Source organism: Sphaerotilus montanus, assembly GCF_013410775.1.
GTDB classification, from domain to species: domain Bacteria; phylum Pseudomonadota; class Gammaproteobacteria; order Burkholderiales; family Burkholderiaceae_C; genus Sphaerotilus; species Sphaerotilus montanus.
Map to the genome: position 1 here is coordinate 1,493,582 of NZ_JACCFH010000001.1, position 13,911 is coordinate 1,507,492.

The 13,911-nt window shown below is 70.7% G+C and carries 8 protein-coding genes; 4 read left to right on the forward strand and 4 right to left on the reverse strand.

What is annotated here, in order from left to right:
- Positions 1-45: 45 nt before the first annotated feature.
- A complete protein-coding gene (locus tag BDD16_RS06710) occupies positions 46-3,759 on the reverse strand; it encodes a C2 family cysteine protease (RefSeq protein ID WP_179633233.1) in 3,714 nt (1,237 codons plus the stop codon).
- Positions 3,760-4,101: 342 nt separating this feature from the next.
- On the opposite strand from BDD16_RS06710, the gene BDD16_RS06715 reads away from it, so the two are divergent.
- The gene (locus BDD16_RS06715; RefSeq protein WP_179633234.1) at positions 4,102-5,007 is read left to right on the forward strand and encodes a LysR family transcriptional regulator; all 906 of its coding nucleotides are present in this window, start codon (positions 4,102-4,104) and stop codon (positions 5,005-5,007) included.
- Here the strand turns inward: BDD16_RS06715 and BDD16_RS06720 are convergent.
- Positions 4,991-5,314 (reverse strand): YkgJ family cysteine cluster protein, encoded by a 324-nt coding sequence (locus BDD16_RS06720; RefSeq protein ID WP_179633235.1) that lies wholly within the window; start codon positions 5,312-5,314, stop codon positions 4,991-4,993. The two genes, BDD16_RS06715 and BDD16_RS06720, sit on opposite strands and share 17 nt — an antisense overlap.
- A 92-nt stretch (positions 5,315-5,406) precedes the next feature.
- Here BDD16_RS06720 and BDD16_RS06725 point away from each other — a divergent pair, with 92 nt between their 5' ends.
- The 3 genes from BDD16_RS06725 to BDD16_RS06735 are packed head-to-tail and all read left to right on the forward strand — an operon-like array spanning position 5,407 to position 9,096.
- Positions 5,407-6,600 (forward strand): DegT/DnrJ/EryC1/StrS family aminotransferase, encoded by a 1,194-nt coding sequence (locus tag BDD16_RS06725; RefSeq protein WP_179633236.1) that lies wholly within the window; start codon positions 5,407-5,409, stop codon positions 6,598-6,600.
- A gap of 7 nt (positions 6,601-6,607) precedes the next feature.
- Positions 6,608-7,204, forward strand: coding sequence for a sugar transferase (locus BDD16_RS06730; RefSeq protein ID WP_179633237.1), 597 nt, complete (start codon positions 6,608-6,610; stop codon positions 7,202-7,204).
- On the forward strand, positions 7,201-9,096 hold the full coding sequence (locus tag BDD16_RS06735) for a polysaccharide biosynthesis protein (protein WP_179633238.1): 1,896 nt from the start codon (positions 7,201-7,203) through the stop codon (positions 9,094-9,096). The genes BDD16_RS06730 and BDD16_RS06735 overlap by 4 nt, the downstream gene beginning before the upstream one ends.
- On the opposite strand, the gene BDD16_RS06740 is transcribed toward BDD16_RS06735, so the two are convergent.
- Both BDD16_RS06740 and BDD16_RS06745 read right to left on the reverse strand, forming a co-directional pair.
- A complete protein-coding gene (locus tag BDD16_RS06740; RefSeq protein WP_179633239.1) occupies positions 9,080-11,503 on the reverse strand; it encodes a putative bifunctional diguanylate cyclase/phosphodiesterase in 2,424 nt (807 codons plus the stop codon). The genes BDD16_RS06735 and BDD16_RS06740 overlap by 17 nt on opposite strands.
- Positions 11,504-11,582: 79 nt before the next feature.
- Positions 11,583-13,652 (reverse strand): putative bifunctional diguanylate cyclase/phosphodiesterase, encoded by a 2,070-nt coding sequence (locus BDD16_RS06745; protein ID WP_179633240.1) that lies wholly within the window; start codon positions 13,650-13,652, stop codon positions 11,583-11,585.
- Positions 13,653-13,911: the final 259 nt, after the last annotated feature.

Genomic DNA, 13,911 nt, shown 5'->3' on the forward strand with positions numbered 1-13,911 from the left:
GCCTTCTGCGTCAGGACCGCCAGGGACGGCCGTGACCTGCGCCGGTCAGGCGACAGCAGCGACCAGGGTGAGGCGCGTATTGTCGGTCGAGTTCGCCCCCAGCAGCGACGTGGACGCACCACCCGAGCCGGTGTCGGAGGCCATGGCCTGCAGAAGCTGGCCGACGGACGCATTCACGTTGTACTTCGCATCGATCGCGCCGATGGGCGAACCCTCGGTGGTCACGATGAGCGAACAGCTCGACTGGTAGAGCTGCTCGAACGTGAGGTCGAACACACCGTTCCAGCCCGCGTCCCCGGCACTGCCCCAGGGGTTGCGCAGGATCAACTCGTCCTTCGCGCTGTCGTAGCCGAGCACCGCGAACATGTGGCCACTGACCAGATCGGTCTTGCCGTTGTCCGGGTCGGCCAGATTCGCGAAGCTGGCGTACATCACCTCCTGGCCGCTGCCGAGGGCGCTCAGCACGGTGCTCTTCACCGACGTGGTCCAGGCGCTCAGGGTGGTGCTGTTGACCGAGTAGGACTGGCTGTTGCGACCGCTGATGGCCTCCATGCCGCCGGTCCAGCCGCCGCTGATGGCGTCGTAGTTGTTGGCCTCGCCATAGGTCTGCACCTCCCACTCGACATACGCCTTCTCGATCAGCGACACCCACAGGCTGCCATTGCTGGAATTGGCGACCCACCCCGGAAGCTGGTTGTTCACCGTCACGTAGAGCGGGTCGTCCCCCGCGCCATACAGGCGCACGCCCCAGGTGCCGTTGCCGTTGTCGGTGAACATCGTCTCCAGCAACGCCGCGTAGTCGTCGGCCACATCGACCAGTGCGGCCAGCATGTAGCAGTCGCCGATGCCGGCCTGGCGGATTTCAGAGGACTGCGGACCCGTGGCAGCGAACAAAGGCGCCTCGACGGCAGCATAAGTGCGGTTGAGGTAGGTCGGCAGGTCGGTGCCGAGGAACCACTTGCCGATCAGCTTGTCGAGCTGGCCGGCCGAGCTGCCCACCGCGAGGTTGCCGAGCACGGTGCTGGTGTTCAGGCCGCCGGTCCACATCGCGTTGGACTTGTTGCCGTTGACCACGTTGCTGGCGATCTCGTACAGGTAGGAATCGGTGCCCACCGACTGCCCCACCGCCGTGACCAGCGCCTTCAGGTCGGTCATCTGCGCCTGCGTCAGGCTGCCGCTGCCGATGGACGCGTCGACGCCCTGCAGCACCTTCAGCAGCGACTCGTGGCTGAACAGCGACTCGCCCGCGTTGAGGACCGCTTCGACCTGCGTGCGCACGCTGCCGGCGGCGAGCGTCTGCAGCAGGCCGGTCACCGCCGTGCCCGCCTGGGCCACGGCCGCCTTCTGCGCGGTCGTGAGCGCGGCCAGTTGCGTGGCAGACAGCGAGGCGTAGACGCTGATCAGGTTGACGTTGTTCAGCCCGGTCACGGCGCTGGCGCTCAGCCACTGGGCGTGGCCGTCGAGCGCAGCGAGCTGGCCGGCGGTCAGGTAGTTGACCTGCGCGGCGCTCAGGGCACCGAGCTGGGCCTGCGTCATCGCGGCGATCTGGGCCGGCTTCAGATTGCCGACCTGCATGAACGACAGTTGCGCGATCGTGCTGGCGGGCACGCCGGCGAAGGCCGCCGCGTTGACATAGCCGATGTTGGTGCCCAGGGCTGCGAGCTGGGCCGGGCTCATGGCCGAGCAGCCGGCGGCGCTCAGGGCGCTGATCTGGGCCGGCTTCAGGGCGCCGATCTGGGCGGTGCCGAGGGCGGCAATCTGGTTGCCCGAGAGGGCGGCCACCTGCGTGGTGGTCAGCGCAGCGATCTGCGGGGTCGTCAGCGCGGCGATCCCGGTGGTGGACAGCGCAGCGACCTGCGTCGCCGACAGCCCGCCGAGCTGCGACGTGGTCAGCGCCGCGATCTGCGTGGCCGACAGGGCGGCGATGTGCGCGGCATCCAGGGCGCCGATCGTGGCGACCGACATCTTGGCCAGGCCCGCCAGCGGGATGGCGGCCAAGGCCGAGGCGGTCATGGCATTCAGCCGGGCCGGGGTGAACCAGTTGAACCAGCCCGGATCGAGGCCCGCGACCTGGGTGGCCGTCAGGCCGGACATGCCGGCGACGCCCAGCCAGTCCAGGTGCGGGAAGGCATTCAACTGGGCGCTCGACAGCACCGAGATGTGGGCCGCATCGATGTTGGCATAGGCGTCGCCACTCACGCCGGCCAGCGCCGCGGGCGTGATCGACTTGAAGGCGGCCACGTCCGTGGCGTTGATCCAGGCGCCGGTCAGGCTGCCGAACTTCGACGCCGTGAGCGCGCCGAGCTGGGCGGCCGACAGCGCACCAATGGACGCGGTGCCCAGAGAGGCCAGTGCGAGGCTGTTGATCTGGTCGGTGGTGATCGCCTGGGTGTGCGCGACATCCAGGCTGGCGACCGCCGTGCTGGAGAGCTGGTTGATGCCGGTGGTGGAGATCGCGGCAAAAGCGCTTGGCGACAGCGTGTTCAGCCACGCCGAGGTGGCCGCCCCCAGGCTGGAGGTGTAGGCCGCCATCTGGGTTGCTGTCAGGGCCGCGGTGGCCGCCGGGCCGAGTTTCTCGACGAATTGCAGCGAGGCCATCTGGGTGGTCGTCAGTGCCTGCACGTGCGGCACGTCCAGGCCGGTGACTGCCGCGCTGCTGAACTTGAACACGCTGGCGGCCGGGATGGTCGAGAAGCTGGCCAACGGAATGGCGTTGAGCTGAGCAGCGGAGAAGCGATTCCAGGTGGCTGCGCCCATGCCGGTGAGCTGGGCGGCGGTCAGCGCGGCGACTGACGCGGTGGTCAGTCCGCCGACGGCCATCGCATCCAGTTGGGTCGGCGTGAGCGCCAGGACGTGGGCGAGGTCGAGGCCGCCGACCGTGGCCGAGGTCATCTTGGCGATCGCGGGGGCCGACAGCGACGCGAACGTGCCGACCGACATCGAATTGATCCAGGCCGGCTTGGCCCAGTACCAGAAATCGACGCTCAGTGCGGCGACCTGGGTGGCGCTCAGCGCAGCGATGGCAGCAGGGTTCAGGGCGTCCAGGCACCACATCGTCTTGAGCTGAGCGCCGGTCAGCACGCTCACGTGCGCGGCGTCCAGCCCGCTCATCGCTGGCTGGAAGATCCGCGCCGTCTGGGCCGGCGTGAGGGCTGCGAACGTGGCGGGGCTCAGGGCGTTCAGCCACGAAGCGCTCATCCAGTAGAGGTCGGTGGTGATCGCGCTCGCCTGGGCGGGCGTCAGCGTGGCCACTGCGGCCAGGCTCAGCGACTGGGGGTTGGCCATGGCGGCCATCTGGGTGGTGGTCAGCGCGGCCACGTGCGGCAGGTCCAGACCAGCCACCGCCGCGTTGGAGAACTTGGCCACGCTGGTGCCCGCAAGCGTGGCGAACAGGGCCGGCGGCACCGCGTTGAGCCACGCGGCGCCCATCGAACCCCACTTGGCGGCGGGAATGGCGGCCAGTTGCGCCGCGCTCAGTGCCGACACGGCGGTGGCGCTCAGCGACTGCGGCGAGCCCAGGACCGCGAGCTGGCCGGTCGTCAGGGCTGCGGCGTGGGTGGCGTCCAGCCCGGCGAGGGCAGTGCTGGAGAACTTGACGGCGCCGGCGGTGGCCGTGGCCGGGATCGCCGCGAAGGCCGCCGGCGACAGCGCATTCAGCCAGGCGGCGCCCATCCAGTTCCAGCCGGTGGTGATGAACGGGATCTGCCCCGCCGTGAAGCCCGCGATGGCGGCGGGCAGCAGCCAGTCCGCGTGGGCCATGGACGAAACCTGTGCCGTCGTCAAGGACGTGATCTGCGGGGCCGTGGCGCTCCGGTAATCCGCTTGAGACCAGCTTGCGATGTTGGCGACCAGTGCCATGGTGAAACCCCTCGTTGTGATGTGGCGCCGCCAGTGTCGCCACCACCCACCGCGGCCACCAGCACAGCCAGGCGCAAACACCTTCAACTGTTTTTTGAAGCACCCCCTCATCTCGTCAGAAGGGCGCGATTGTGTGTCTTCTTGTTAATGAAACATGTCCGGCAGCCCGGTCGAACCTCGTTGCACGCGAAACTGTTTCAAATAACTTTTGACAATGCCGCCTGCGGTGTCCCTTGACCCGAAATGAAAGCCCTGAGCGATCTCCACCTGTTCGTCCGTGTCGCCCAGGCCAGCAGCCTGTCGGAGGCCGCCCGCGGGATGGACATGACACCGGCCGCCGCCAGCGCCGCCATCAAGCGGCTGGAGGCCGAGCTGGGCGTGCCGCTGTTCGTGCGCTCGACGCGCCACCTGCGGCTGTCGGCCGAGGGCGAGCTGTTCCTGGACGACTGCCGCACCGGGCTGGACATCCTCACGCAGGCGCGCGACCGGCTCACCACCGGCCACGACCAGATCAGCGGCGTGGTGAGTTTCTCGATGCCGTCGGACCTGGGCCGCAACGTCGTGCTGCCCTGGCTGCACACCTTCCAGGCGCGCCACCCCCAGATCCAGATCCGGCTGCAGGTCTCCGACCGGGTGATCGATGTCGTACGCAACCCGGTCGATCTGGCGCTGCGCTACGGTGATCCACCGGATTCATCGCTGGTGAGCCTGGCCGTGGCGCCGCACAACCGGCGCTCGCTGTGCGCCGCGCCGTCCTACCTCGCCCGCCACGGCACCCCGCGCACACCGCACGAACTGGCCGCGCACAACTGCCTGTGCTTCATGCTGAGCGACCGCACGCACGACCACTGGACCTTCATGCGCGGCGCCGAGATCGCCGAGGTCGATGTGCGCGGCAATTTCCAGTGCGACGACGGCGACGCGGTGCGCCTGCTCGCGCTGCGTGGCGAAGGGATCATCTACAAGTCCACGCTCGACGTGGCCGCCGACCTGCGCAGCGGCGCGCTGGTCCGGCTCTGCCCCGACTGGCAGGGCGAGGCCGCGGCGCTCAACCTGATCTGCCCCGGCCGGCGCCACCTGCGCCCGGCGATGCGGCTGCTGCACACCTTCCTGGTCGAGCAGTTCGGGGCGATCAGCGAACCTGCGTGAGCGGCGCCAGCCCGTGGATCACGCGCGCCTGGCCGCACTTGTCGTCGCCCGCCTCGACTTCGCGGCACGGCGTCGGCCGCTGCGCGTAGGCCGTGCAGGCGACCGGGCCACCCACCTCGCCCTGCAGCGCCACGCAGCGCGGCCGTGCCTGGTTGGTGCCGGCCATGCAGGCGAACCAGCGCTGCACCGGCTCGGTGAGCCGCTCGGGCAGGCCGCGCTCTTCGGCTTCGCCCCAGTAGAAGGACACGCGGAACGCCGCGCAGCAGGCGCCGCAGGCGAGGCAGGGATTGTCGGATTCGGTGGTCACGGCGCCGATCTTGCCCGATCAGCCGCCCCGGCCGCACCGCAAGCGCCTTGGTTTAGCATCCCCGCTGCCGCTCCCCTCGAATGATCTCCCCCATGACTGCTCCCGCTCCTGCCGCTCCTGCCGCGTCCGCCCTGCCCTTCCTGCCCTTCGCCCTGCCCGAGATCGGCGACGAGGAGATCGCCGAGGTCATCGACACCCTGAAGTCCGGCTGGGTCACCACCGGCCCGAAGGCGCGCCGCTTCGAGCAGGACTTCGCCGCCTTCCTCGACGAGCCGGGCATCGAGGCGATCGCGGTCAACTCCGCCACCGCGGGCCTGCACCTGGCGCTGGAAGCCCTCGGCATCGGCCCCGGCGACGAGGTCATCACGACCACGCACACCTTCACCGCCACCGCCGAGGTCGTGCGCTACCTGGGCGCGGACGTGCGGCTGGTGGACATCGACCCGGCGACGCTGAACATCGACCCCGCGGCGATCGAGGCCGCGATCACGCCGCGCACCAAGGCGATCATCCCGGTGCATTTCGCCGGCCTCGCCGTGGACATGGACGCCGTGCTGGCCATCGCCCGCCGCCACGGCCTGAAGGTGGTCGAGGACGCCGCGCATGCGCTGCCGACCACGCACAGCGGGCGGCTCGTGGGCACGCTGGGCAGCGACATCACCGTCTTCAGCTTCTACGCCAACAAGACCATCACCACCGGCGAAGGCGGCATGGCCGTGACCCGCGACCCGGCCTTGGCGGCACGGATGAAGGTGATGCGCCTGCACGGCATCAACCGCGACGCCTTCGACCGCTTCACCGCCAAGGTGCCGAGCTGGTACTACGAGATCGTGGCGCCGGGCTTCAAGTACAACCTGACCGACATCGCCGCCGCGATGGGCATCCACCAGCTGAAGCGCGCGCAGGGCTTCCAGCAGAAGCGCGCACAGCTCGCGGCGCTGTACGACGAATTGCTGGCCGACCTGCCGCTGATCCTGCCGCCGCGCCCCGCAGCGGGCGAAGTGCATTCGTGGCATCTCTATGTGCTGCGCCTGACCGACGACGCGCCCATCGGCCGCGACGCGCTGATCGAGGCGCTCTACGCCGCCGGCATCGGCTGCAGCGTCCACTACATCCCGCTGCACCTGCACCCGTACTGGCGCGAGCGCTACGACCTGCAGGCCGCCGACTACCCGCACAGCCAGCACGCCTACGAGCGCATGCTGAGCGTGCCGCTCTACACGCGCATGACCGAGGACGATGTGCGGCGCGTGGCGGCGGCGCTGCGGCAGGCGCTGACCGGCTGATCGACCGATGGCCAAGCGCCTGTTCGACCTGCTGCTGTCCAGCCTCGGCCTGGCCGTGCTGGCGCTGCCGCTCGCGCTGGTGGCGCTGGCGATCAAGCTCGACTCGCCCGGTCCGGTGTTCTACCGGCAGGTGCGCGTGGGGCTGCGCGGGCGCGAGTTCCGCATCCACAAGTTCCGCACGATGGCCCACGACCCGGGCGACCGCGGCCCGCAGCTCACCGTCGGTCTGGACGCGCGCATCACCCGCGTCGGCGCCTTCCTGCGCCGCACCAAGCTCGACGAGCTGGCGCAGCTGTTCGACGTGTTCGAGGGCACGATGAGCCTGGTCGGCCCACGCCCGGAGGTGCCGCGCTACGTGGCGCTCTACCCGGCGGCGCTGCGCGAGAAGGTGCTGTCGGTGCGGCCCGGCATCACCGATTTCGCCTCCATCGAATACCGCGACGAGAGCACGCTGCTGGCCCGGAGCGCGGACCCGGAGCGCACCTACCGCGAGGTGATCCTGCCGACCAAGCTGGCCTTGCAGGCGCGCTATGTCGACCGCTCGGGCCTCGGCACCGACCTGGTGCTGATCGGCCGCACCGTCTGGGCGATCATTGCGCGATGACCTGGCACCACCTCGACACCCTCCTCACCCGCATCCGGCCGCACCGCGAGTCGCTGGCGCTGGTCATCGACGCGCTGATGATCGCCGCCTGCTGGAACATCACCTACCTGTTCCGGCTCGGCTTCGAGCGCTGGCAGAACGCACGGCCCGACTACGACGGCTGGGTGCTGATCGGCGTGATCGCGGTCTACCTGAGCGTGTTCGTGCTGCTCAAGGTGCCCAAGGGCATGTGGCGCTTCTCGGGCTTCGGCGAGATCCAGCGGCTGACGATCGCCTGCGGCATCGCGGGCATGGTCACCGCCGTGGGCGTGCTGATGGCGCAGCTGGTGCAGGTGCCGCGCGCGGTGCTGGGGCTGCACCCGGTGATCTCGCTGATGGGGCTGGCGATGGTGCGCATCGGCTACCGGATGCTCTATGAACACATGCGCGGGCGCATTTCCGGCTCGATGCACGAGACGCGCCGCGCCCTGGTCATGGGTGCGGGCGATGCGGCCAAGCTGCTGATCGCCGGCATCCAGCACCACGGCTGGGTCGTGGTCGGCCTGCTCGACGACGATGCCCGCAAGCACGGCGCCCGCATCGGCAACGTGCCCGTGCTCGGTCCGCTCGACAGTGCAGCCCGGTGGGCCGAGGTGCACGGCATCACCCACGTCATCGTCGCGATGCCCTCGGCCGCGCCGGAGCGTCGCCGCCGCGCGCTCGACCTCGCCGCCGCCACCGGCCTGCCGGTCGTCACCGTGCCGACCGCCGCCGAGCTGCACGACGGCCAGGCGGTGGCGCAGGTGCGCGAGATCGAGCCGGAAGACCTGCTCGGCCGCGCCCCGGTGCAGCTCGACGAGGGCGGCATCAGCGAGTGCCTGTCGGGCAAGGTGGTGCTCATCACCGGCGCGGGCGGCTCGATCGGCTCGGAGCTGTGCCGGCAGGTGGCGCGTTACGGGCCGCGGCGGCTGGTGCTCTACGAGCTGAGCGAGTTCGCGCTCTACCGCATCGAGCAGGAGCTGACCGAGGCGTTTCCGCACATCCCGCTGGTGCGGCTGGTCGGCGATGTGCGCGACCCGGAACACCTGCGCGTGACCTTCGCCCAGGCGCGGCCGCAGGTGGTGTTCCACGCCGCCGCGTACAAGCACGTGCCGCTGATGGAGGACGACAACGCCTTCGCCGCGGTGCGCAACAACACGCTGGGCACCTGGCGGGCGGCCAGCGCGGCGGCGGCGGCGGGGGCCGAGCGCTTCGTGCTGATCTCCACCGACAAGGCGGTCAACCCGACCAACGTGATGGGCGCGACCAAACGCGCCGCCGAGATGGTGATCTCCCAGCTCGCCGCGCAGGTCGCCGCCGCAGGTGGGCGCACGCGCTTCATGGCCGTGCGCTTCGGCAACGTGCTGGGCTCGTCGGGCAGCGTGATCCCCAAGTTCAAGGCGCAGATCGCCCGCGGCGGCCCGGTGACGGTGACGCACCCGGACATCACGCGCTTCTTCATGACGATTCCCGAAGCCGCGCGGCTGGTGGTGCAGGCCGCGGCGATCGGCGAAGGCGGGCAGGTGTTCGTGCTCGACATGGGCGAGCCGGTGCGCATCGTCGATCTGGCGCGCGACCTGATCCGGCTGAGCGGCCACACGCTGGCCGAGATCCCGATCGCCTTCAGCGGGCTGCGGCCGGGCGAGAAGCTCTACGAGGAACTGCTGGCGGACGCCGACGCGACGCTGCCGACACGCTTCGAGCGGCTGCGCATCGCGCGGCTGGACGACCGCGGACAGGACGTGCAGACGCTGCTCGACTGGGCCGCCGCCCGCTCGACTGCGCCGGACGACGAGGTGCGCGAGCGGCTGGCGCAGCTGGTCGGCGAATACCGGCCCGCCCGACCCGCCGGACCCCTCACGCCAGATCGCTGACGGCCGACTCCGGCCACACACCCTGCCCGCGCTGCGCCAGCAGGACCCGCAGCGCCTGCGGCTCGACCGCGGCGCTGCAGAAGAAGCCCTGCACCATCTCGCAGCCGCAGGCCCGCAGCACGGCGCGCTGCCGGTCGGTTTCCACGCCCTCGGCCAGCGTGTGCATGCCCATGGTACGGGCCAGCTGCACGATCAGACGCACGATGGCCTCGGCCTGCCCGCCGCCCTCGCGGCCCAGCGCGGCAACGAAGCTGCGGTCGATCTTCAGCGTGTCCACCGGCAGCGTGGCCAGTTGGGCCAGCGACGAGTAGCCAGTGCCGAAATCATCGAGCGCGATGCCGACGCCGAGCGCCCGCAGCGACTGCACGCAGGCCAGCGCCCGGTCGGGGTCGTGCATCAGCGCCGTCTCGGTGATCTCGAGTTCGAGCCTGGGCGCGGGCAGGCCGCTGTCGGCCAGCACCGTGGTCACCATGGCCTCCAACCCGAGGCGGCCCAGCTGCGCGGCCGACAGGTTGACCGCCAGCCGCACCGACGACGGCCAGCCGGTCGCCTCGGCGCAGGCCTGGCGCAGCACCCACTCGCCCAGCGGCACGATCAGGCCCGTCTCTTCGACGATCGGGATGAACTCGCCGGGCTCGATCCAGCCATGCCGCGGGTGTTGCCAGCGCAGCAGGGCCTCGGCCCCCACCAGCCGCCCATCGATCAGCCGGACCTGCGGCTGGTAGTGCACGGCCAGTCGCCCCGCCGTCGCGTGGGTCGCCCCCGGCGCAGCGAGCAGCAGGCCGATGTCCCGGACGATCCCCGCACGGCGGTTCATGCGGCCGCGCATGGCCGCATCGAACACGCAGAACCGGTTGCGCCCGCCGTCCTTGGCTTCGTACAGGGCCAGATCGGCGTTCTGGAACAGGCGGTCGGCATCGAGGTTCGGCCCGGCGCAGGACGCCACACCGATGCTGGCCCGCACCTCCACCCGCAGCGACTCGACCACCCACGCCGGCTGCAGCGCCGCCAGCAGCGCCGCCACCAGCCCGTCGCGCGCCGCCGGGGTCAGGGCATGGTCGATCAGCAGCGCGAACTCGTCGCCGCCCAGCCGCGCCAGCACGACGGCCTGCGGCTGCGGCCAGGTGGCCACGCAGGCGGTCAGCCGGCGGGCGATCTCCTGCAGCAGCCGGTCGCCGACCGCGTGGCCGAGGGTGTCGTTGACCGCCTTGAAGTTGTCCAGGTCGAGCAGGCACAGCGTCAGCGGAGCCAGCGCGACCGGCCCCCGGTCCGGCCAGTCGATCGATGTGCAGCGCGAGACCGCCTCGGTGCAGCGCTGCTGCAGCACATGCCGGTTGGACAGGCCGGTCAGCACATCGGTGCGCGCCAGCCGGTGCAGTTCGCGCGCCTGCTCGCGCAGCAGCGTGACGTCGCGCACCAGTCCGCGCCAGCCCGCGGGCACGCCGTCGCTGTCGAACACCGGCACACCGCTCAGGCTCCAGATCCGCGGCTTGTCCTGGGGATGGTGTGCCGACAGTGCCAGGTCCAGCTTCCGGAACGGTTTCGGCTCGCGCAGACGTTCCGCGAGTGCCGACACGGCCGTGCGCACTTCCAGCACCTCGGTCAACCGGGTACCGAGCAGCCGGTCGCCCTCGTCGAACCCCAGCGCCCGCGCCATCGGCAGGGAGACATGCCGCAGACGCCCGCCCGCATCGGTCTCCCAGAGCCAGTCGTCGGCCTGGGTCTCGAAATCGCGCAGCAGCAGGTCCAGCGACTGCCGATCCCGCAGGGCCGCCGTCTCGGCCCGAAGCCGGGCCCGCACCCCATCGCTCACCGACCGCACGGAAGCCAGCACCAGCAGATCCATGGTCAGCAACAAGCCGATGGCGACATCGCTGACCGGTGGTGGCAACTGCAACAGCCCGAGCAGCACTCCCGTGGACGAGGTCAGCGTCCACGCAAGGGCGACCTCGCGCACAGGTGCCGCGCTCATCGCGCCGACCGGGATCGCTCCACAAGCCATCACCCCGAGCAGGAACCGGAGATCGGGCCCCACGACGGGAAACAGGAAGATGGCAATTCCGGAAAACATCACCGCCACCAGCGACGCTTCCCCGATGAACCGCCAGCGCACGGCCGGCCGTGCCAGCACGTCCAGCGGCTTGCCGAGGTGCAAGACGCTGTCGACGGCATATCCCAGTGCCACCACGGACAGACCAAGCGGCCAGACCATGTGGACCCCCCAGCCCATCACCGGGTACACCAGCCACGCCGCCAGCAGCCCGAGCCCGAAATCCACCAGCGCAGCCATGGGCGTGATGCGCAGCAGCATCTGCATCAGGCGGGCGTCGTGGTGTCGACGCTCGACCGCATCGGACCAGCGGGATTCGCCGCTGGTCAGGCTCGTGTCGGCAGAGAGGCTGCTCACACGCGGGTCGGTGGGAAGGGGAAACAGGTCATGGCGGAACCGCAGCTGGTACGGTACCGATTATCGCAATTTACGCACTTCAAGCCGTGAGCCGGCGCGCCTGGAACACACGATCCGCGGCATCCTTGGCGGTCATGGCCGCGGCGAACAGGTAGCCCTGCACCTGCAGGCAACCGTGCCGGCGCAGCGTGTCGAGTTGTTCCTGCGTCTCGACGCCTTCGGCCAGCGTCTTCATGCCCAGGCCCTGGCCGAGCTGGATGATGGTGCGCAGGATCATGTCGGCCTGCGCGCCCGCGGCCAGCCCGGTGATGAAGCTGCGGTCGATCTTGAGCGTGTTGATCGGGTAGGTGCGCAGGTAGGACAGCGAGGAGTAGCCGGTGCCGAAGTCGTCCAGCCCCAGCCCGATGCCCAGCGAGCGCAGCGACTGCATGCGCGTGCGCGCCGCGGCCGGGTCGGCGAGCACGGCGGTCTCGGTCACCTCCAGCTCCAGCCGGAAGGGCGGCAGCCCCGTCTCGGCGAGCACCTGCGCGACGGTGCGCACCAGGTGCCGGCTGGCGAGCTGCACGCCGGAGACGTTGACGGCGATCTTGCCGTCGCCGCCCCAGTCGGCGGCGTCGCGGCAGGCCCGGCGCAGCACCCACTCGCCCAGCGCCACCACCAGCCCGGTTTCTTCCGCCACCGGGATGAACTGCGCCGGCGAGATCCAGCCCCGCTGCGGGTGGCGCCAGCGCACCAGCGCCTCGAAGCCGGTCAGCCGGCCGTCGGCGACGTCGTGCTGCGGCTGGTAGTGCACGCTGAGCCGGCCGCAGGGCAGGTCCGGCTCGGGCCGGTCGGGGTGCGCCAGCGCCCGCTGCGACGCGGTCAGCGCCTGACCGAGTTCATGGATGACGAGGTGGCGCTCGACCATGCGCTCGCCCATCGCCGCGTCGAACAGCCGCACCATGTCGCGGCCGGCGGCCTTGGCCTCGTAGAGCGCGATGTCGGCCTGCTGCAGCAGCAGCGACGCCGTGTCCCCCGGCCCGGCCCACGCCGCCACGCCCAGGCTGGCGCGCACCTCGATGCACAGGTCCTCCGGCGTCCACGGCTCGCGCAGCGTGGCCAGCATCGCCAGCGCCAGCGCCTCGCGCTCGACGATGTGCAGGGGCTGCGCGATCAGCAGCGCGAACTCGTCACCGCCCAGCCGCGCCAGCACGCCGCCGCTCGGCCCCTCGTCCACACAGCGCTGCAGCCGCTGCGCCACCTCCTGCAGCAGCCGGTCGCCGACGAGGTGGCCGAAGTGGTCGTTGACCGACTTGAAGTTGTCCAGATCGAGCAGGTAGAGCGACAGCGGGCTGAGTGCCTCCTCGTCGATCGCCTCGGGCGCCTGCACCAGCGCGGCCACGGCCTGCTCGGTGCGCGACTGCAGCACATGGCGGTTCGCCAGCCCGGTGAGCGTGTCCACGTGCGCGAGCCGCTCCAGTTCGCGCGACTGCTCGTGCAGCGTCGTCACATCGCGCACGACACCGCGCCAGCCGACCTGCAGACCGATCTCGTCCAGCACCGGCACCCCGCTGACCGACCACCACAGCGCCCGGCGCACGGGGCTGCGCACCTGCACCTCCACCTCCCGGAACGGTGCCTTGCCGGCCAGGCAGCCCATCAGCCAGACGAGGTCGGGCGGCATCTGGCGGTCCGGCGTGTCGCGGAAGCCCTGCTGCATGGCCAGCGACGGCCCGCCCTCGCCGAAGCGCAGCAGTTGCAGCAGCGACTGGCCGAGCAGCAGCTCCGGCGCACCACAGCCGAGTTCGCGGGCCATGCGCTCGGCGGCATGCGTGAGGCGGCCCTCGCGGTCGGCGGCCCAGCTCCAGGCACCGGACTGGGTCTCGAAATCGTGCAGCAGCAGCGCGGTGGTTTCCTGGCTGCGTGCAGCCTCGGTCTGCGCCTGCTGCCGGGCCTGGCGATGCCGCGCCAGCATGAACAGTCCGGGCACCCCGCCCCCCGCCAGGGCGCCCACCAGCGCCCCGAGCAGAAACGACGACTGCGGCGCGAACACCGCCACGCCCGCCACCACCAGACCCGCCAGCAGCGCCGAAGCCCGCCACGGCACAGCCCGCCCGGACGCCTGGGGAGGACGGTTCGAGCGGTGCAGCGGACGGGATCGGCGTGACATGTAAAAATTGTCACGGCTGGTCTGCCAGGCGGAAAGGACCGAATGCGCAGCCGTCCGCGGATCCCCTGCAGACAGGGGGACAGATCAGACGGCCATGGCGTGAAGTGGGTACCAGAGTGCCCGCACTCCTGACGACCGGACCGCCCGCAGCGCCCTACCATCACCGCACACTCGCTGGAGCCTGGCGAGCCCGCCGGGATGACCACACCGATGAGATACCACGACAGCATGGAGCGAAGTGCCGATGTCTTGCGACAGG